Source organism: Phytopseudomonas straminea (genome assembly GCF_900112645.1).
Taxonomy (GTDB): domain Bacteria; phylum Pseudomonadota; class Gammaproteobacteria; order Pseudomonadales; family Pseudomonadaceae; genus Aquipseudomonas; species Aquipseudomonas straminea.
In genome coordinates this window covers 112,394-133,020 of record NZ_FOMO01000005.1, presented here as the reverse complement: position 1 = coordinate 133,020, position 20,627 = coordinate 112,394, and the positions used below count along the sequence as shown (strand labels likewise).

Annotated in this window: 16 protein-coding genes; 2 read left to right on the top strand and 14 right to left on the bottom strand. The window is 60.9% G+C overall.

What is annotated here, in order from left to right; genetic code table 11:
- Positions 1 to 77: 77 nt before the first annotated feature.
- Positions 78 to 1,664 carry an ABC-F family ATPase gene (locus BM279_RS13680; RefSeq protein WP_093504494.1) on the top strand — a complete coding sequence of 529 codons (1,587 nt, stop codon included), beginning with the start codon at positions 78 to 80 and terminating at the stop codon, positions 1,662 to 1,664.
- Between the two features lie 532 nt (positions 1,665 to 2,196).
- Here BM279_RS13680 and htpG read toward each other — a convergent pair.
- Together htpG and BM279_RS13670 are read right to left on the bottom strand one after the other, a co-directional pair.
- The gene (gene htpG, locus BM279_RS13675; protein WP_093505096.1) at positions 2,197 to 4,101 is read right to left on the bottom strand and encodes a molecular chaperone HtpG; all 1,905 of its coding nucleotides are present in this window, start codon (positions 4,099 to 4,101) and stop codon (positions 2,197 to 2,199) included.
- 81 nt (positions 4,102 to 4,182) lie between these two features.
- A complete protein-coding gene (locus BM279_RS13670) occupies positions 4,183 to 5,424 on the bottom strand; it encodes an MFS transporter (RefSeq protein ID WP_093504492.1) in 1,242 nt (413 codons plus the stop codon).
- 243 nt (positions 5,425 to 5,667) lie between these two features.
- Between BM279_RS13670 and BM279_RS13665 the strand changes: the two genes are divergently transcribed.
- Entirely contained in the window at positions 5,668 to 5,955 is a 288-nt protein-coding gene (locus BM279_RS13665; RefSeq protein WP_093504490.1) for a hypothetical protein, read from the top strand.
- 62 nt (positions 5,956 to 6,017) lie between these two features.
- Here the strand turns inward: BM279_RS13665 and BM279_RS13660 are convergent, their stop codons facing one another.
- From BM279_RS13660 to sdhC, 12 genes are all read right to left on the bottom strand, one after another.
- Positions 6,018 to 6,410: an MAPEG family protein gene (locus BM279_RS13660; RefSeq protein ID WP_093504488.1), complete on the bottom strand. Its 393-nt coding sequence runs from the start codon at positions 6,408 to 6,410 to the stop codon at positions 6,018 to 6,020.
- Complete coding sequence (locus BM279_RS13655) at positions 6,407 to 7,141, bottom strand: DUF599 domain-containing protein (RefSeq protein ID WP_093504486.1); 735 nt, start codon at positions 7,139 to 7,141, stop codon at positions 6,407 to 6,409. The genes BM279_RS13660 and BM279_RS13655 overlap by 4 nt, the downstream gene beginning before the upstream one ends.
- A 145-nt stretch (positions 7,142 to 7,286) precedes the next feature.
- On the bottom strand, positions 7,287 to 8,600 hold the full coding sequence (brnQ, locus tag BM279_RS13650; protein ID WP_093504484.1) for a branched-chain amino acid transport system II carrier protein: 1,314 nt from the start codon (positions 8,598 to 8,600) through the stop codon (positions 7,287 to 7,289).
- Positions 8,601 to 8,874: 274 nt separating this feature from the next.
- Positions 8,875 to 9,762 carry a succinate--CoA ligase subunit alpha gene (gene sucD / locus BM279_RS13645; RefSeq protein ID WP_013791582.1) on the bottom strand — a complete coding sequence of 296 codons (888 nt, stop codon included), beginning with the start codon at positions 9,760 to 9,762 and terminating at the stop codon, positions 8,875 to 8,877.
- Entirely contained in the window at positions 9,762 to 10,928 is a 1,167-nt protein-coding gene (sucC, locus tag BM279_RS13640; protein WP_013791583.1) for an ADP-forming succinate--CoA ligase subunit beta, read from the bottom strand. The genes sucD and sucC overlap by 1 nt, the downstream gene beginning before the upstream one ends.
- 201 nt (positions 10,929 to 11,129) lie before the next feature.
- Positions 11,130 to 12,566: a dihydrolipoyl dehydrogenase gene (gene lpdA, locus BM279_RS13635; RefSeq protein ID WP_093504482.1), complete on the bottom strand. Its 1,437-nt coding sequence runs from the start codon at positions 12,564 to 12,566 to the stop codon at positions 11,130 to 11,132.
- Positions 12,567 to 12,652: 86 nt separating this feature from the next.
- Positions 12,653 to 13,876 (bottom strand): 2-oxoglutarate dehydrogenase complex dihydrolipoyllysine-residue succinyltransferase, encoded by a 1,224-nt coding sequence (odhB, locus tag BM279_RS13630; protein ID WP_093504480.1) that lies wholly within the window; start codon positions 13,874 to 13,876, stop codon positions 12,653 to 12,655.
- Positions 13,877 to 13,943: 67 nt separating this feature from the next.
- Positions 13,944 to 16,775: a 2-oxoglutarate dehydrogenase E1 component gene (locus BM279_RS13625; protein WP_093504478.1), complete on the bottom strand. Its 2,832-nt coding sequence runs from the start codon at positions 16,773 to 16,775 to the stop codon at positions 13,944 to 13,946.
- A gap of 249 nt (positions 16,776 to 17,024) precedes the next feature.
- Positions 17,025 to 17,744 carry a succinate dehydrogenase iron-sulfur subunit gene (locus BM279_RS13620; RefSeq protein ID WP_013791587.1) on the bottom strand — a complete coding sequence of 240 codons (720 nt, stop codon included), beginning with the start codon at positions 17,742 to 17,744 and terminating at the stop codon, positions 17,025 to 17,027.
- Between the two features lie 11 nt (positions 17,745 to 17,755).
- A complete protein-coding gene (gene sdhA, locus BM279_RS13615) occupies positions 17,756 to 19,528 on the bottom strand; it encodes a succinate dehydrogenase flavoprotein subunit (RefSeq protein ID WP_093504476.1) in 1,773 nt (590 codons plus the stop codon).
- Positions 19,529 to 19,531: 3 nt separating this feature from the next.
- On the bottom strand, positions 19,532 to 19,900 hold the full coding sequence (gene sdhD / locus BM279_RS13610; RefSeq protein ID WP_093504474.1) for a succinate dehydrogenase, hydrophobic membrane anchor protein: 369 nt from the start codon (positions 19,898 to 19,900) through the stop codon (positions 19,532 to 19,534).
- Positions 19,894 to 20,268, bottom strand: coding sequence for a succinate dehydrogenase, cytochrome b556 subunit (gene sdhC / locus BM279_RS13605; protein ID WP_093504472.1), 375 nt, complete (start codon positions 20,266 to 20,268; stop codon positions 19,894 to 19,896). The genes sdhD and sdhC overlap by 7 nt, the downstream gene beginning before the upstream one ends.
- Positions 20,269 to 20,627 lie beyond the last annotated feature (359 nt).

The following is a 20,627-nucleotide window of genomic DNA, read 5'->3' as shown; positions in this document are numbered from 1 at the left end:
AATGAGCCAACCCAGGCTCGCTCCAAATCTGCCCCAAGACTCAATCCACATCTCTGAAACATGCGAGTTAGAGCACTTTGATTTCCACCGCTAATATCACCATGCAGTTTGGCGCCAAGCCGCTGTTCGAGAACGTTTCCGTCAAGTTCAACAACGGCAACCGCTACGGCCTGATCGGCGCCAACGGCTGCGGCAAGTCGACCTTCATGAAGATCCTCGGCGGCGATCTGGAGCCGTCGGGCGGCCAGGTCATGCTCGAGCCGAACGTGCGCCTGGGCAAACTGCGCCAGGATCAGTTCGCCTACGAGCAATTCAACGTGATCGACACCGTGATCATGGGCCACCAGGAGCTGTGGAAGGTCAAGGCCGAGCGCGATCGCATCTACTCGCTGCCGGAAATGAGCGAAGAAGACGGCATGAAGGTCGGTGAGCTCGAAGGCGAGTTCGCCGAGATGGACGGCTACACCGCCGAGTCCCGCGCCGGCGAGCTGCTGCTCGGCCTGGGCATTCCGCTGGAGCAGCATTTTGGCCCGATGAGTGAAGTGGCCCCCGGCTGGAAACTGCGCGTGCTGCTGGCCCAGGCACTGTTCGCCGATCCGGACGTGCTGTTGCTCGACGAGCCGACCAACCACCTGGACATCAACACCATCCGCTGGCTGGAAACGATCCTCACGGCGCGTAACAGCACCATGATCATCATTTCCCACGACCGCCACTTCCTGAACTCGGTCTGCACCCACATGGCCGACCTGGATTACGGCGAGCTGCGCCTGTTCCCGGGCAACTACGACGAGTACATGACCGCTGCGACCCAGTCGCGCGAGCAGCTGCTGGCCGACAACGCCAAGAAGAAGGCGCAGATCTCCGAACTGCAGAGCTTCGTCAGCCGCTTCTCGGCCAACGCCTCGAAAGCCAAGCAGGCGACCAGCCGCGCCAAGCAGATCGACAAGATCCAGCTGGCCGAGGTCAAGCCGTCAAGCCGCGTCAGCCCGTTCATTCGCTTCGAGCAAACCAAGAAACTGCACCGCCAGGCCGTCACCATCGAGAACCTCAGCAAGGCGTTCGATGACAAGGTGCTGTTCAAGAACTTCAGCTTCACCGTCGAAGCTGGCGAGCGCGTGGCGATCATTGGCCCCAACGGGATCGGCAAGACCACCCTGCTACGCACCCTGGTCAGCGAGCTGAAGCCGGATGCCGGCGCAGTGAAATGGACAGAGAGCGCCGAGGTCGGCTACTACGCCCAGGATCACGCTCACGATTTCGAAGACGACGTGACCCTGTTCGACTGGATGGGCCAGTGGACCACCGGCGAGCAAGTCATTCGCGGCACCCTGGGCCGCATGCTGTTCTCCAACGACGAGATCCTCAAGTCGGTCAAGGTCATCTCCGGTGGTGAACAGGGTCGCATGCTGTTCGGCAAGCTGATCCTGCAAAAGCCCAACGTACTGGTGATGGACGAACCGACCAACCACCTGGACATGGAATCCATCGAGGCGCTCAACCTGGCGCTGGAGAACTACCCGGGCACACTGATCTTCGTCAGCCATGACCGCGAGTTCGTCGGATCTCTGGCCACCCGCATCATCGAGCTGTCGGACAACGGCGTCACCGACTTCAGCGGCACCTACGACGACTACCTGCGCAGCCAGGGCATCATCGTCTGATCGGCTGAGCCGGCATAAGCAAGCCCCGTCATCCACTGGATGACGGGGCTTTTTTGTGGCCGGACGTGGTTTCACAGGCTGGGCCAATATCGGTCACAAGCTGTGGACCCATTGGCAGCAGCCGATATCAGGTCTCCCCTGTGGGAGCGGGCGGGAACGCCTAGTCCATGCCCGCGATTTTTTCGCGCGCATGGCGCGCTCCCACATTCATAATCTCTCCTCAGCTCTGTAGTAGGCCTCTAGAGCGCTGAACGTGGGTTTCGTGGGAGCGGCTTTAGCCGCGATGCTACAGGCGACCGCAAGACTGATCGCGGCTGAAGCCGCTCCCACATCTCTTTGCATCGTGCCTGACGGCATGGCCGGCACCCACATACGGCATCGCCTGAGGGCGTAGCCTAGGTTGAGCATCGCGATACTCAGGTATTTTCCCGGTTGTCGCTACGCTCGACCCGGGCTACCAAATCGAAAAAGCCAGAATGCAGATACAAAAACGCCGCTCAATCGAGCGGCGTTTTGCGTTGCGACTAACTGATCAGGCAGAAAGCTCGATCAGCAGCTTGTTCAGGCGCTGCACGTAGGCGGCCGGGTCTTTAAGGCTGTCGCCGGCAGCCAGGGCGGCCTGATCGAAGAGGATGTGCGACAGGTCGCCGAAACGATCCTCGTCCGGCTCGGCGTCCAGCTTCTCGATCAGCGGGTGGCTCGGGTTGAATTCGAAGATCGGCTTCGAATCCGGCACCTTCTGCCCGCTGGCTTCGAGGATCTGGCGCATTTGCAGGCCCAGATCCTGTTCGCCGATGGCCAGGATCGCTGGCGAATCGGTTAGGCGATGGGAAACGCGAACTTCGGCGACCTGCTCGCCCAGCGCGGTTTTCAGGCGCTCGACCAGGCCTTCCTTACTCTTGGCGACTTCTTCCTGGGCCTTCTTGTCCTCTTCGGAGTCCAGCAAACCCAAGTCCAGATCACCACGCGCCACGTCGACGAAGCTCTTGCCGTCGAACTCGGTCAGGTAGCTCATCAGCCACTCGTCGATGCGGTCGGTGAGCAGCAGCACTTCGATGCCTTTCTTGCGGAAGACTTCCAGGTGCGGGCTATTCTTGACCTGCGCGTAGGATTCACCGGTGAGGAAGTAGATCTTGTCCTGGCCTTGCTTCAGGCGGCTGACGTAGTCGCCCAGTGATACCACCTGCTCGCCCTCGCCTTCGGCGGTCGAGGCGAAGCGCAGCAGGCCGGCGATCTTCTCCTTGTTGGCGAAGTCTTCCGCCGGGCCTTCCTTGAGCACCTGGCCGAAGTTCTTCCAGAAGGTCTTGTACTGCTCGGGCTCGTTCTTGGCCAGTTTCTCCAGCATGTCGAGCACGCGCTTGGTCAGCGCCGACTTCATGGAGTCGATCACCGGGTCTTTCTGCAGGATCTCGCGCGAAACGTTCAGCGACAGGTCGTTGGAGTCGACCACGCCCTTGATGAAGCGCAAGTACAGCGGCAGGAACTCGTCGGCCTGGTCCATGATGAACACACGCTGCACGTACAGCTTCAGGCCGCGCGGCGCTTCACGCTGGTACAGGTCGAACGGCGCACGACCCGGCACGTACAGCAGCGAGGTGTACTCCAGCTTGCCTTCGACCTTGTTGTGACTCCAGCTCAGCGGGTTGTCATAGTCGTGGGAGACGTGTTTGTAGAACTCCTGGTACTGCTCGTCGGTAACCTCGGTGCGCGGGCGCGTCCACAGCGCGCTGGCGCGGTTGACAACTTCCCACTCGGGCTCGGCCGGCTTGTCCTTCTCTTCGCCGTGGAATTCTTTCGGCAGCTCGATCGGCAGCCCGATATGGTCAGAGTATTTCTTGATGACGTTGCGCAGGCGCCAGCCATCGGCGAACTCTTCTTCGCCGCTTTTCAGGTGCAGCACGATGCGGGTGCCGCGCTCGGCCTTCTCGACGGTGGCGATTTCGAACTCGCCCTCGCCCTTGGATGCCCAGTGCACACCTTCGCCGGCGGCCAGGCCTGCGCGACGGGTGAAAACTTCCACCTTGTCGGCGACGATGAAGGCCGAATAGAAGCCCACGCCGAACTGACCGATCAGGCTGGAATCCTTTTTCTGGTCGCCGGAGAGGTTCTTCAGGAAGTCGGCGGTGCCGGACTTGGCGATGGTGCCCAGGTGCGCGATGGTCTCTTCGCGACTCATGCCGATGCCGTTGTCTTCGAGGGTGACGGTCTTGGCGTCCTTGTCGAAGCTCACACGGATCTTCAGCTCGGCGCCGTCCTCAAGCAGCTCGGGCTTTGCCAGCGCTTCGAAACGCAGCTTGTCGACGGCGTCGGAGGCGTTGGAGATCAGCTCGCGTAGGAAGATTTCCTTGTTGGAATACAGCGAGTGAATCATGAGGTGCAGCAGTTGCTTCACCTCTGTCTGGAAGCCCAGGGTTTCTTTTTGAGTTTCCACACTCATGGTCATCTAACTCCACATTGATGGCTAAGCCGCGGTACGGCGGATGACCATCAGGTGGGGACGCGATGAGCAAACTTCAAGTCAGTCGTCGATGCGTTCGACATGCACCACATCGGCCGGTGCCAGGGTGAAGCGCGCCTCGCCCGAACCATTGAGACGCTGACGCAGCACCAACTGGCCTTGCTCGTCGATGCCGGCGAACTGGCCCTGCACCGCGCTGCCCTTTTCACTGAACAGCCGCAGGTGCTGATTGATGTAGCGCTGCGGCTCGGCGAGCAGGCGCGCCAGGGTCAGCTCTTGACGCGTATCCTGCAGACTTGCTGGCTCTCTTGGTGCCGGCTTGATGGCGACAGTGCTCGGCGCAGGCTCCGCGGTTTTCGCCAATGCGGGAAAATGGTCATCCTCAACCCGCCAGCCAAGCTGCGGATGCTTGCTCAGGCGCACCGGCACGCGCTGCGACTGACCGGCCACCTGCGCCTGCACGTCGAGCGCCAGGCTGCTGGAGCTCATGTCATGCAAGGGCAGCGGTGCGAGCTGCACGTCACGGGTGGCGAAGCGTCGCTGCAAGTAATCGGTGATCAGGTAAGCGAGGGTATCGCGCGAATCAACGGTGCGATCCACATGGCCCTGCTGGTAGCGCAGGCCGTTACGAAACAGCTCGACCTTGCCGGTCAGGGTGGTCTGGAATTGCGCCGGCAGCACCAGATGGAATTCGCCGACCAGGCGGTTCGGCTCTTCAGGCCTCAGATCCAGGTGCAGCGTATAGCCGCCTTTGAGCTGCCGGGCCTCTGGCAGGTCCTGCTCGGGCAGCAACCAGCTCAGCTCGATCTCCGGCAACTGCCCCGGATCATCAGGTAGCACGTCCAGGCGCAAGCCATCGGCGGCCACTGGCAGACCACGAATGCTCAGCTCGCGGCGGGCGAAGAAATCCTGGCCCTCGCGCAGACTAAGCACGCCGTCGATCAGCTCGCCTTCCTGGGGCGCGAAAGGCTCACCGTTGAGCTGCCCATGCAGCTGGATGTTCAAGCCGCCGGCAGTCGGTGGCTCGGGGTGCAGCCACTGCAAACTGATGATGCCGTCCAGACGTTGCGGATCCTGCCCGGCCATCACCGCCAGCCCGACAACCATCGGAATCATGCCCAGGGCGCAGCACGCCAGCGCCTGCTTGGCACGGTGCCAGTGCGCCAAGATAAACAGCAGCGTCAAAGGCGGCAGCAAGCACGCCCAGCCCCACAGCAGGCTGGTGGCGAAGCCGCGCATCACCAGCATTACCAAACCGACGAGGATCAGGAGCAGGCCGCTCAGGATCAACAGCGCATCCATTCGATTTCCTTAGATCAGTAACTGGCGCCGATCAATCGCGCGAAGAGCGCAACGATAATGATCGTCGCACTTGGGTTCCATCGACGCGTCGAGACTTTTGGCTTTTCGTGATAGGCCCTGGATTGGTGCTTTCGCCTGCTTGGGTGAAGCAAAAAAGCGCATCGACGCAAAGTCAGTGAACTTATCGCGTCCTCGACGCCTCGAAAAACGGTAATGGCATTCACCCAAAGGAGAAACACCACCATGCAAAAATCAGTCGCTTACGCCTTCATGCTGGCTGCCACGCTGGGCCTTGCGGCCTGTGACAAGCCTTCCGAAAACAAAGCTCAAGAAGCTCAGGAAGCCCGTACCGAAGCTCAAGAATCCATGAACGACGCGGCTAAAGAGAGCAACGAAGCTGCTCAGAAAGAAGCCGAAGCCGCTCAAGAAGCCGCCAAAGAGCAACAGGAAGAAGCCCAGACTCCGGCTACCAACCCTGCTCCCGCCGAGCCGGCAGCTCCTGCAGATCCGGCAGCGCCGAAACAGCAATAAGCTGATCTCTTCGCGTTACCCGCAGCTTACTGCGGGTAACGTTCGCTAAATCCTCTCCCGCTTCAACGCATCGCTGGTGTCAGCATAATCAGCAGCGTACATACCATCCCCACCGCCCATACCAGACTGCGCTGCCAGTGCAGATCAGCCCAGTAGAACACCAGATACAGCACCCTCGCGATCACGAAGATCACCGCCAGCCAATCGACTAGCCAGCCGCTGCTTTGAGTAACGTGCGCCATCAACACGGCCACGGCAAACAGCGGAAAAGCCTCGAAGCTGTTGTGGTGGGCAGCCAGTGCTCGCGCGCCGAATCCCGTCAGGCGTGCCTGCTGGGCACGCGGGTGATGGTTGTCATAGGTGCCACCCTCCTCCTTCATCGCCTTGGCCAGTGGCGCCTTGGCTATGAAGATCAGCAAGGCGCTGATGAAGATGCACCAGAATGGAATGCTCATTCGCCTTTCTCCTTGGCCGGCTCGAACGTCGGCGTTTGTGTGTACACCATGACCTCGAGAACATCCGAATGAAATTCGCGGCGATACAGCACCACGACGACACCTGCGGTCACCAGCATGAAGAACCAGGGGTTGATGAACCACGATAGGGTCGCCATGCCGAAATAGTAGGCACGCAAACCGTAGTTGAACTGGTTGGCCGCCATCGAGATGACCCGCGCGGTACGTTCGGCAAAGGCCTTGCGCTCCTGTTCAGTGACGTGACGCTCACCGATCATCGGTGCCGAGCCCACCAGTACGGCAGCAAAGTTGTATTGGCGCATGCACCAGCTGAACGTGAAGAAGGCGTAGACGAACACCACGCCCAGGCACAGCAGCTTGACCTCGGAGATGCCACGGCTGGCCGACTGTACGAATGGCAGGTCGGCGAGCAGCGACACCGCGCGATCCGAGGCGCCAAGCACGGTAAGGATACCGGCCAGAATGATCAGCGTGCTGGAAGCGAAGAACGAGGCGTTGCGCTCCAGGTTACCGATCACGTTGGCGTCGGCAATGCGGTTCTCGCGCAGCAGCATGCGGCGCATCCAGTCTTCACGATACAGGTGCAGCACGCTGGCCAGGCACGGCGTGGTGCGACCTTTGGCGTGTGCATAACGGGTGTAGCCTGCCCAGCACAGAACGAACCAGCAGGCAGCAATCAGATGGTGCAGATAGTCTTCGCTGAGGGACATGCAAATTCCTTGTAATGCGGGGACCTGCCGATGATCGTGCCCTGCTCCTCGACCTGCGAGAAGCCGGCGACAGACTCGCGGATTATAGCCACGCCAGGCACAAAAAAACCGCTCCGAAGAGCGGCTTTCGTTTACCCGTTCTGAATTACGCCAGCGCTTGCTGCGCCTTGCCACGCCACCAGTCGTAACCGCTGGCCAGGGCCAGCATCACTGCAGACGGCAGCAGCCACGCCAAGCCCTGCTCGGCAAGTGGCAGGCTGGTCAGCCAACTCGGCAGCCAGCCGTCCAGATCCGCGGCTTTCAGCCCGTCGACGATGCCGAACAGGGTGGCCACCACCATCACCGGCCCGACCACACGCGCCGCGGCGTGCCACAGCCCCCAGCAGAAGCTCAGCGCAATCAGCACGATGCACGGCGGGTAGATGGCCGTGAGCACCGGCACGGAGATCTGGATCAGCTTGGTCAGCCCCAGGTTCGACACCAGCAGCGAGAACGCCGCCAGGATGATCACCAGGCTGCGGTAGGAAAGCGGCACCAGACGGCTGAAGTACTCCGCGCAGGCGCAGGTCAGGCCGACCGCAGTGACCAGGCATGCCAGGGAAATCAGCACCGCCAGAAAAACGCTGCCCAGGCCTCCGAAGGTGTGCTGCACATAGGCGTGCAGTACGGCTGCACCATTGGTGGCGCCTTCGGCGATGCTATGGCTGCCGGCACCGAGGCGGAACAGGCTGATGTAAACCAGCGCCAGGCCGACGCCAGCAATCAGCCCGGCGATGATCGCGTAACGGGTGATCATTTGTGGCGAGGTGACGCCGCGCGAGCGGATGGCGTTGACGATGACGATGCCGAACACCAGCGCGCCCAGCGTATCCATGGTCAGGTAACCATTGATGAAACCCTGGGAGAAAGGCGCAGCCTGGTAGGCCGCCGTCGCCGAGCCCACGCCATCGGGCGTCAGCACAAACGCCGTGCCGCCGAGGATCAGCAGCGCGAGAATCTTCATAGGTCCGAGTACGCGACCCACGGTATCGAGCAGTCGGCCCGGATAAAGCGACACACCCAGCACGATGGCGAAGTACACCAGGCTGTAGGCGAACAGAGCCAGCGGGCTTTCACCGGTCAGCGGCGCCAGCCCCACCTCGAACGACACCGTGGCGGTGCGCGGCGTGGCGAACAGCGGGCCGACCGCCAGGTAGCAGACCACGCCGAGCAGCACACCTGCGGCACGTCCGATGGGGGTGCTCAGCGCATCCATGGCGCCGCCAACCTTGGCCAGGGCGACCAGGGTGATGACCGGCAGGCCCACGGCGGTGATCAGGAAGCCCAGCGCAGCCAGCCAGACATGCGGCCCGGCCTGCAGGCCGACGATAGGCGGAAAAATGATGTTGCCGGCCCCGACGAACAGGGCAAACGTCATGAACCCCAGGGCGAGCACGTCCTGGCTTTTCAAGGAAGTCATCTAAGGAAATACCACATCACTAAACGAGTTGAGAGAGGGAATCCCGATGGATAGGGGGACACGTCGTTCGCCCTTGTGGCGCGAACCCTTGTTGCGGGCCTGTTTCGGATAGAAGCGAAACCCATTAGTTGCAAGGCTAACGATTTTGCCGCAAACACCCTGCCCGTTCCAGCCCGGCTGACGGCTGGCTGTAATGGCCTGTCGCCTGAGCAACATTTTTTGGACACAAAAAAGGCCACCCGAGGGTGGCCTTCTTTCGTCAGTGCAGAATGGCTTACGCCTTCTTCACTTCCCAACCGGTCAGCTCGGCCAGGGCCTTGCCGATGTCAGCCAGGGAACGCACGGTCTTCACACCAGCGTCCTGCAGTGCAGCGAATTTCTCGTCTGCAGTACCTTTGCCGCCGGAGATGATGGCGCCAGCGTGGCCCATGCGCTTGCCGGGCGGAGCGGTCACACCAGCGATGTAGGAAACTACAGGCTTGGTGACGTTGGCCTTGATATAGGCAGCCGCTTCTTCTTCAGCCGAACCGCCGATCTCACCGATCATGACGATCGCTTCGGTCTTCGGGTCTTCCTGGAACAGCTTCAGGATGTCGATGAAGTTGGAGCCCGGGATGGGGTCACCACCGATGCCCACGCAGGTGGACTGGCCGAAACCGGCGTCAGTGGTCTGCTTGACGGCTTCATAGGTCAGGGTGCCGGAACGCGACACGATGCCTACTTTGCCTGGCAGGTGGATGTGACCTGGCATGATGCCGATCTTGCACTCGCCGGGAGTGATCACGCCCGGGCAGTTCGGGCCGATCAGGCGAACGCCCAGCTCGTCACACTTGACCTTGGCGTCGAGCATGTCGAGGGTCGGGATGCCTTCGGTGATGCAGACGATCAGCTTGATGCCGCCGAAAGCCGCTTCCAGAATCGAGTCCTTGCAGAACGGAGCTGGAACGTAGATGACCGAAGCGTCGGCGCCAGTGGCTTCAACGGCTTCTTTCACGGTGTTGAACACCGGCAGGCCCAGGTGAGTGGTACCGCCCTTGCCCGGGGTCACGCCGCCAACCATCTTGGTGCCGTAGGCGATGGCTTGTTCGGAGTGGAAGGTACCTTGCGAGCCAGTGAAACCCTGGCAGATAACCTTGGTGTCTTTATTGATCAGGACGCTCATTACTTGCCCTCCGCAGCTTTGACGACTTGCTGAGCAGCGTCGGTCAGGCTGGTTGCCGCGATGATGTTCAGGCCGCTGTCGGCCAGTACCTTGGCACCCAGTTCAGCGTTGTTGCCTTCCAGACGGACGACAACCGGAACCTTCACGCCAACTTCTTTCACTGCACCGATGATGCCTTCGGCAATCATGTCGCAACGAACGATACCGCCGAAGATGTTCACCAGAACGGCAGCGACGTTGCTGTCGGACAGGATGATCTTGAATGCTTCGGTCACGCGCTCTTTGGTCGCGCCGCCGCCAACGTCCAGGAAGTTGGCCGGCTTGCCGCCGTGCAGGTTGACGATGTCCATGGTGCCCATGGCCAGACCAGCACCGTTGACCATGCAGCCGATGTTGCCTTCCAGCGCGACGTAGTTCAGTTCGAACTTGGCAGCGTGGGCTTCACGGGCGTCGTCTTGCGACGGGTCGTGGAAAGTCTTCAGCTTCGGCTGACGGTACATGGCGTTGGCGTCGATGTTGATCTTCGCGTCCAGGCAGTGCAGGTCACCGTCGGCCTTGATGACCAGCGGGTTGACTTCCAGCAGGGCCAGATCGTGGTCCTGGAACAGCTTGGCCAAACCTACGAAGATCTTGGCGAACTGAGCGACTTGCTTGCCTTCCAGACCCAGCTGGAATGCCAGCTCGCGGCCCTGGAACGGCTGAGCGCCGACCAGCGGATCAATGGTCGCCTTGAGGATCTTCTCAGGGGTGTCGTGAGCGATCTTCTCGATGTCCACGCCACCTTCGGTGGAAGCCATGAACACGATGCGACGGCTGGAACGGTCAACGACCGCACCCAGGTACAGTTCCTTGGCGATGTCGGTGCAGGACTCGACCAGGATCTTGGTGACAGGCTGGCCATTGGCGTCAGTCTGATAGGTCACCAGGCGCTTGCCCAGCCAGTTGGCAGCGAAAGCCTTGGCGTCTTCCTTGCTCTTGACCAGTTTCACACCGCCCGCTTTACCGCGGCCACCAGCGTGTACCTGAGCCTTGACGACCCACTCGGTCCCGCCGATTTTTTCACAGGCCGCTGCGGCCTCTTCCGGGGTGTCTACGGCAAAGCCCTTGGATACGGGCAGGCCGTACTCAGCGAACAGCTGCTTACCCTGATACTCGTGAAGATTCATGCTTGTCTACCGTCTTCGTTTAGGTATTGCGCATCGGTGCTGCACTCACGTGCCGCACCACCTGTGGCTGCCTCTTGGCAGCCCGGCGCACATTCCGCGATAGGCCCTGGGGCCTCGCACGGGCCATGCGCCGTGGTTCTGCTTCGCGAAAAATCGTCTGAACGACGCCGGCCCGTAGGCCGGCATCAGACAGATGACTTTTTAGCGTTTCTTGCGGTTGGCGATGTGAATCGCGCCACCGTTGACTGCCAGGGCGGCTTCGTGGAGCGCCTCGGACAGGGTTGGGTGCGAGAACACCATCATGCCCAGGTCTTCGGCACTGGTGCCGAATTCCATGCCGATGGCGCCCTGCTGTACCAGCTCGGCCGCGCTTGGGCCGATGACGTGAACGCCCAGCACACGGTCGGTGTTGGCGTCAGCGATGACCTTGACGAAACCACCAGTGTCGTTGGCCGCCATGGCACGGCCGCTGGCCGCGAACGGGAAGGTACCGACATTGATGGCCACGCCTTCGCCCTTGAGCTGCTGCTCGGTCTTGCCGACCCATGCGATTTCCGGGTGGGTGTAGATGACCGACGGGATCAGGTCGTAGTTCATCTGCGCCTTGTGACCGGCGATGCGCTCGGCAACCATCACGCCCTCTTCCGAGGCCTTGTGGGCCAGCATCATGCCGCGTACCACGTCACCGATGGCGTAAACGCCCGGAACGCTGGTGGCGCAATGGTCGTCGACGAAGATGTAGCCACGCTCGTCCAGGTCCACGCCGCTGTCCGAAGCCAGCAGGTCGGTGGTTACCGGGCGACGGCCGACCGCAACGATCAGCTTGTCGAAAACGATCTTCTGTTCGCCAGCGGCATCGGTGTAGTTGACGGTAACTTGCTTCTTCTTGACTTCGGAGCCGGTGACGCGAGCGCCCAGCTTGATGTCCAGACCCTGCTTGGTGAGGGTCTTGAAGGCTTCCTTGGCAACGGCTTCGTCAGCGGCCGGCAGGAACTTGTCCAGCGCTTCGAGAACGGTCACTTCCGCGCCCAAGCGAGCCCAGACCGAACCCAGTTCCAGACCGATGACGCCAGCGCCGATAACGCCCAGCTTCTTCGGTACGGCCTGGAATTCCAGGGCGCCGGTGGAATCGACGATCACGTCCTGGTCGACCGGAGCCGGCGGAATGTCGATCGGACGCGAGCCGGAGGCCAGGATCACGTTCTCGGCTTCGACGACGGAGGTCTTGCCGTCTTTATCGGTAACTTCGACTTTCTTGCCAGCCAGCAACTTGCCGTGGCCTTCGAGCAGGGTCACACCGTTAGCCTTGAACAGGCCGGCAACGCCGCCGGTCAGGTTCTTGATGATGGTGTTCTTGCGACCGACCATGGCCGGTACGTCGATGCTCACGCCCTTGGCGCTGATGCCGTGAACGGCAAAACCGTCCTGGGCTTCGTGAAATTTCCAGGAGCTGTCCAGCAGCGCCTTGGAGGGAATGCAACCGACGTTCAGGCAGGTGCCGCCCAGTGCGGTCTTACCGTCCTTGTCCTGGTACTTCTCGATGCACGCGGTCTTGAGACCGAGTTGAGCGGCCTTGATGGCGGCTACATAGCCGCCAGGGCCGGCACCGATGACTACCACGTCGAATTTCTGGCTCATAAAAGATTCCTTTTAGCGTATAGCTTCGAGCTCGAGCCGCGGACGAAGGCCCTGTAGGGCGCAGCGTCCACGACCCGCAGCTGCGTTTAGATGTCCAGCAGCAGACGCGCTGGGTCTTCCAGCAGGTTCTTGATGGTCACCAGGAAGGTCACGGCTTCTTTACCATCGATCAAACGGTGATCGTAGGACAGCGCCAGGTACATCATCGGGCGAATGACCACTTGGCCGTTCACGGCAACCGGGCGCTGGATGATGTTGTGCATGCCCAGGATCGCGGCCTGCGGCGGATTGACGATCGGCGTCGACATCATCGAACCGAAGGTACCACCGTTGGTGATGGTGAAGGTGCCGCCAGTCATCTCTTCGATGGACAGCTTGCCGTCACGTGCTTTCTTGCCATAGGCAGCGATGCCGGCTTCGATATCGGCCAGGCCCATCAGCTCGGCGTTGCGCAGCACCGGAACCACCAGACCACGGTCGCTGGAAACGGCTACGCCGATGTCCTGGTAGCCGTGGTAGACGATGTCGTTGCCATCGATCGAGGCATTGACCGCCGGCAGGCGCTTCAGCGCTTCGGTAGCCGCTTTCACGAAGAAGGACATGAAGCCCAGGCGGGTACCGTTGTGGGCTTTCTCGAACTGGTCTTTGTACTTCGAACGCAGCGCCATGATCTCGGACATGTCGACTTCGTTAAAGGTAGTCAGCATCGCCATGTTCGACTGAGCTTCGACCAGTCGACGGGCAACGGTGGCACGAACGCGGGTCATCGGCACGCGCTTCTCGGTGCGATCGCCAGCAGCGGCAACCACAGGAGCGGCGGCAGCGGCAGCAGCCGGCTTGGCAGCCGGAGCGTTCTTCTTGGCTTCGACGGCAGCGACCACGTCTTCCTTGGTCACGCGGCCACCTTTACCCGAGCCACTGATGCTGTTCGGGTCGATGCCATTCTCTTCAGCCAGCTTGCGAGCGGCCGGCGACAGGATCTGATCGTCGCCAGCAGCGGCAGGTGCAGCGGCGGCTTGCGCCGGAGCAGCAGCCTGAGCAGGAGCAGCGGCCGGAGCGGCAGCAGCAACGCCACCTTCGGTCAGCTTGCCCAACACTTCGTTGGAGAGGACGGTATCGCCTTCGTTCTTGATGATCTCGGCAACCACGCCATCGGCCTCGGCCAGAACTTCGATCACCACCTTGTCGGTTTCGATGTCGACGATCAGCTCATCGCGCTTGACCGCTTCACCCGGCTTCTTGTGCCAGGTGGCCACGGTGCCGTCGGCGACCGATTCGGGGAATGTAGGGGCTTTGATCTCGATAGCCATTGTGCTCTTTTCCTTAAATTCGGTTATTCGAGGAGGCGGCCTCTAGGCCGCCTCCTTCGCGATGGCGTTAAACGGTGAAGGCATCCTGCAGCAGTTTTTCCTGCTGCTCGGCGTGCATGGACGCGTAACCACAAGCCGGGGCTGCCGAAGCGTCACGGCCGGCATACTCGAGCACCAGCGACTTCTTGTGCGCCGCAGCGGCACGACGCATGTGGTGCTGGCTGCAGTACCAGGCGCCCTGGTTCATCGGCTCTTCCTGACACCAGACGATGTGCTTGAGATTCTTGTACGGGGCAAGAACCTCGGCCAGGTCATCTTCCGGGAACGGATACAGCTGCTCGAGGCGCACGATGGCGATGTCCTCGCGGCCTTCGGCGCGACGCTTTTCCAGCAGGTCGTAGTAAACCTTGCCGCTACACAGCACCAGACGCTCGACCTTCTTCGGATCGATCGAGTCGATTTCCGGAATGACGGTCTGGAACGAGCCTTCGGCCAGATCTTCCAGGGTCGACACGGCCAGCTTGTGGCGCAGCAGCGACTTGGGCGTCAGCACCACCAGCGGCTTGCGCAGCGGGCGAATGACCTGACGACGCAGCAGGTGGTAGATCTGCGCAGGCGTGGTCGGTACCGCCACCTGGATGTTGTGCTCGGCGCACAACTGCAGGTAACGCTCCAGACGTGCCGACGAGTGCTCCGGGCCCTGCCCTTCATAACCGTGCGGCAGCAGCATGGTCAGGCCGCACAGACGGCCCCACTTGGTTTCGCCACTGGAGATGAACTGGTCGAAAACCACCTGGGCGCCGTTGGCGAAGTCGCCGAACTGGGCTTCCCAGATCACCAGCGCATTCGGCGTGGTGGTGGCGTAGCCGTATTCGAAGGCCAGCACGGCTTCTTCCGAGAGGAAGGAGTCGTACAGGTCGAAACGCGGCTGACCTTCGTACAGGTGCTGCAGCGGCAGGTAGGACGAGCCGTCCTTCTGGTTGTGCAGTTGTGCGTGGCGGTGCGAGAAGGTCCCGCGGCCAACGTCCTGACCGGTGATACGGATCGGATGACCTTCGACCAGCAGGGTCGCATAGGCCATGGTCTCAGCGTAGCCCCAGTTCAGCGGCAGGCCGCCGGCGCCCATCTTGGCGCGGTCTTCGTAGATCTTGGTGACCTGACGCTGAACGACGAAACCGTCCGGCGTTTCCAGCAGCTTGTTGGACAGCTCCTGCAGGGTCTTGAGATCGAAACGCGTGTCGTGACGTGCGGTCCAGGCGTGGCCCAGGTACGGACGCCAGTCGACGAACAGTTCCTTGTTGGGTTCCTTGACCAGGCTCTTGACCACGTGTTGACCGTTGTCCAGCGCGGTGCGGTAGTCATCGACCTGAGCCTGAATGGCATCGACGTTGAGGCTACCGGCGTTGCTCAGGGCTTCGGCATACAGCTCACGGGTGGTGCGCTGCTTGGCGATCTGCTGGTACATCAGCGGCTGGGTGCCGCTCGGCTCGTCGGCCTCGTTGTGGCCGCGACGGCGGTAGCAAACCAGGTCGATGACCACGTCACGCTTGTACTGCATGCGGTAATCGACGGCAAGCTGAGTGACGAACAGCACGGCTTCCGGATCATCGCCATTCACATGGAAGATCGGCGCCTGGATCATCTTGGCGACATCGGTGGCGTACTCGGTGGAACGCGCGTCGTCGGCACGGTTGGTGGTGAAGCCAACCTGGTTGTTGATCACGATGTGGATGGTGCCGCCCGTCTTGTAAGCGCGGGTCTGCGACATCTGGAAGGTTTCCATGACCACGCCCTGACCGGCGAATGCCGCGTCACCGTGGATGGAAATCGGCACGACCTTGTCACCGGAGAAGTCGCTGCGACGATCCTGGCGAGCACGTACAGAACCCTCGACCACCGGAGAGACGATCTCCAGGTGCGACGGGTTGAACGCCAGTGCCAGGTGCACTTCGCCGCCACGGGTCATCACGTTCGAGGAGAAGCCCTGGTGGTATTTCACGTCACCGGAGCTAAGGCCTTCGACCTTCTTGCCTTCGAACTCGTCGAACAGGTCGCGCGGGTTCTTGCCGAAGGTGTTGACCAGCACGTTCAGACGGCCACGGTGGGCCATGCCGATGACGATTTCCTTGGTGCCGTAGGAGCCGCTGCGCTGGATGATTTCATCGAGCATCGGGATCAGGCTTTCACCGCCTTCCAGACCAAAGCGCTTGGTGCCCGGATACTTGGTGCCCAGGTACTTCTCCAGGCCCTCGGCAGCAGTCAGGCGCTCAAGCAGGTGGCCCTGCACGTCGGCAGAAACCTGCGGGCGGCCGCGAACGCTTTCCAGACGCTGCTGGAACCAGCTGCGCTGCTCGGAATCGGTGATGTGGGTGAACTCGGAGCCAATGGTGCGACAATATGTCTGATGCAACGCATCGCGGATTTCCCGCAAAGTTGCTTCTTCTTTGCCGATTGCCAGGCCACCCGTGCGGAAGGTGGTATCCAGATCCGCGTCGGTAAGGCTGTAATGACTGATCGACAGATCAGCAGGAACAGGACGCTGCCACAGCCCGAGCGGATCGAGCTGTGCTGCCTGGTGGCCACGCATGCGAAATGCCTGAATCATCCGCAACACTTCGACCTGCTTCTTCTCGTGTTCGCTGCTCACGGTGCCGGCAGAAGCCGGTTGAGCGCGACGCTGGTTCTTGGCCAGCAACACGAAATGATCACGAATCGTCGAGTGCGATACGTCATTGGCGGTGCTGCCTTCGGACGGCAACTTATCGAAATAAGTGCGCCACTCTTCCGGCACGGCGTTGGGATCGTGCAGGTAGAGCTCATAGAGCTCCTCCACGTAGGCAGCGTTACCACCGGATAGGTGGGCACTGTCCCACATGCGCTGCATCACGCTTTCTTGCATGCTTGGTCACCCTCGGTAAGGGGACACCACCGGCGAGGACACCGTAGGCTTTCGAAGTCAGGTTGCAGCGACTTCAGCAAAGCCACCAATAATCCCGCAGATAGTCCGGGCACCAGCCCGAATGCCCCTGCTGGTCGTCATATTTTTCGTATAAGGGCGTCGGCGGCTAGGCCAACGCCCTGGCGATACTGCAACACCGACATGACGTCGGTGCGGCAGGTGTTACGGGTCGAGCTAAAGAGCGATGAATCAGGTACCGCTTTGCAGCAGCATGTTGCGTACGTGACCGATGGCCTTGGTCGGGTTCAGACCCTTGGGGCACACGTTCACGCAGTTCATGATGCCGCGGCAGCGGAACACACTGAATGGATCGTCGAGCGATGCCAATCGTTCCGCCGTCTTGGTATCACGGCTGTCAGCCAAGAAACGGTAGGCCTGCAGCAGTGCAGCCGGGCCCAGAAACTTGTCCGGGTTCCACCAGAAGGACGGACAGCTTGTCGAACAGCACGCGCACAGGATGCACTCGTACAGACCGTCGAGCTTCTCGCGCTCCTCCGGCGACTGCAAGCGCTCGATGGCCGGAGCCGGGGTGTCGTTCTGCAGGAACGGCTGCACCTTCTCGTACTGCTTGTAGAAGATGCTCATATCGACGACCAGGTCACGAATGACCGGCAGGCCAGGCAGCGGGCGAATCACCAGCTTGTTGCCCTTGACCACGCTGGAGATGGGCGTGATGCAGGCCAGGCCGTTCTTGCCGCTGATGTTCATGCCGTCGGAACCGCACACGCCCTCACGGCAGGAGCGACGATACGAGAAGCCTTCGTCCTGCTCTTTGATCAGGGCCAGGATGTCGAGCACCATCAGGTCTTTGCCGTCGATGGTGATGTCGAAGTCCTGCATGAACGGCGCTTTGTCCGCTTCCGGGTTGTAGCGATAAACGCTGACTTTCAAGCTTTTGCCAAGAGACATGGTAGCCACCCTTAATAAGTACGAACTTTGGGTTCAAATGCCGGTACGGTCTTCGGAGAGAAGTTGACATCGCGCTTGGCGACGCGCTTCTCACCCGGGAAGTACAGGCTGTGGCACAACCAGTTGGTGTCGTCACGGTCTTCGAAGTCTTCACGGGCGTGGGCGCCGCGAGACTCGGTACGGGTGTCGGCTGCGATAGCAGTGGCTTCGGCGACTTCCAGCAGGTTCTGCAGCTCCAGCGCTTCGATACGCGCGGTGTTGAAGGCCTGGCTCTTGTCGTTGATCTTGACCTTGGCGATACGCTCGCGCAGGTCGGCCAACTGGGCGATGCCCTTCTTCATGTATTCGCCGGTGCGGAATACGCCGAAGTAGTTCTGCATGCACGACTGCAGCTCGCGCTTGAGGGTGGCAACGTCTTCGCCGCTGCTACGCTCGTTGACGCCGGCCAGACGGCCCAGCGACAGCTCGATGTCGGTTTCGCTGGCACCACGGACTTCCACGCCTTCTTTCAGCGCTTTTTCCAGGTGCAGGCCAGCGGCGCGACCGAATACCACCAGGTCGAGCAGCGAGTTGCCGCCCAGGCGGTTGGCACCGTGAACCGAAACGCAAGCCACTTCGCCCACGGCGAACAGACCTTCGATGATCTTGTCGTTGCCGTTGGCATCCTGGGTGATGGCCTGACCATGAATGTTGGTGGCAACGCCGCCCATCATATAGTGGCAGGTCGGGATGACCGGAACCGGCGCGACAACCGGATCGACGTGCGCGAAGGTTTTGGACAGCTCGCAGATGCCTGGCAGGCGGCTGTGCAGTACTTCTTCGCCCAGGTGATCGAGCTTCAGCAGTACGTGGTCCTTGTTCGGGCCACAGCCGTTGCCGGCGATGACTTCCTTGACCATGGAACGGGCCACGACGTCACGACCGGCGAGGTCCTTGGCGTTGGGCGCATAGCGCTCCATGAAGCGCTCGCCATGGGCGTTGATCAGGTAACCACCCTCACCACGGCAGCCTTCGGTAACCAGCACACCAGCACCGGCGATACCGGTCGGGTGGAACTGCCACATTTCGATGTCCTGCACCGGTACGCCAGCACGCAGGGCCATGCCCACGCCGTCACCGGTGTTGATCAGGGCATTGGTGGTGGAGGCGTAGATACGGCCGGCACCGCCAGTGGCCAGAACTACAGCTTTGGAACGGATATAAACGGTTTCGCCGGTCTCGATGCAGATGGCGATGACGCCAACGATGGCGCCGTCCTGATTCTTGACCAGATCGACCGCGTACCACTCGTTGAGGAACGAGGTACCCGCTTTCAGGTTGGCCTGATACAGGGTGTGCAGCAGCGCGTGACCGGTACGGTCGGCCGCGGCGCAAGTACGGGCAGCCTGAGTCGGGTTATCCGGCCCCTTGGACTGGCCACCGAACGGACGCTGATAGATGCGGCCCTGCTCGGTGCGGGAGAACGGCAGGCCCATGTGCTCGAGCTCGAACACCGCTTCGGGGCCTACGGAACACATGTATTCGATCGCGTCCTGGTCACCGATGTAATCGGAACCCTTGACGGTGTCGTACATGTGCCAGCGCCAGTCGTCGTTCGGATCGTTCGAAGCGATGGCACAGGTGATACCGCCCTGGGCGGATACGGTGTGCGAACGAGTCGGGAATACCTTGGTGACCACTGCTGTCTTGTGACCGCCTTGCGCCAGCTGCAGAGCAGCGCGCATACCGGCACCGCCACCACCGACGATGATGGCGTCATAGGAAAGAGTACGAATGCTAGTCATGAATCAGAAACCCCAAAGAATCTGCACGCCCCAGACGAAGAACACGAACATGGCGATGCCACACGCGGCCTGGAACAGAAAACGCACGGCTGTTGCCCACTTGCCCAGCGCGGTTTGCGTCAGGTAGTCGGTGGAAATGGTCCACATACCTACCCAGGCGTGAACGCCCAGCGCGACGAGGGTCAACAGACTGAAGATGCGCATTGCATTATTGGAGAACAGGCCGTGCCACTGGGCGTAGCCCATGCCTGGGTTCAGAACGACGTAGCCCAGCAGGAACAGGACATAAGCCGCGAGCACGACTGCAGAAACACGCTGGGCCATCCAGTCATAGAGGCCCGAGCGCGAGAAATTCGTGACATTAGTTACCATATCCACACCCCCAGCAGCACGATCAGGATTACCGCTACGACGAGAACGATTTTGGAACCCAGCTTGCCGCCTTCCAGCGTCTCACCGACTCCAGCATCCATGATCAAGTGGCGCACACCGGCCACCAGGTGGTACAGCAGAGCGGACAGCAGTCCCCAGATCACGAACTTGGCCAGCGGGCTGGTCAAGCATTCTTTCACCTGAGCGAAGCCCTCTTCCGAAGACAGCGACTTGTCGAGCCCGTAAAGCAGCACGGCAATGCCGAGGAAAAGGATCACACCAGAAATACGGTGAAGAATGGACGTGTAAGCGGTGACTGGGAGCTTTATCGTCCGAAGGTCTAAGTTTACAGGTCGTTGGCTATTCACGGCTTTATTATCACACTGAGAGCCCCAGCTATCAGGGCTGAGTTGTCGGGAAGCGCACTGGTCAGGTACCCATCACCCAAGGAGTGACAACCACCAGAAACCGGGCTCGAAGCCCTTGGCGGTCGGGCGCAGAGTATAGACAGTTAGGTCGCTAATGACAACGCGAATACCCCTACCTAATAGCGATTGCGTCAAGCCTGGAAATGCCGTAAAAGGGCGCGCCTTTTTGTCGCAGACAGGCCACTCAAACCCTTCTATTGCCTGGGTTTTCGCAAATTGACTTTCAGATTCATAACACTATAGTGATGCGGGCCCTGCGTGGGGGGCCGACTGATGATTCCAAGCATAACTAGGAGGCC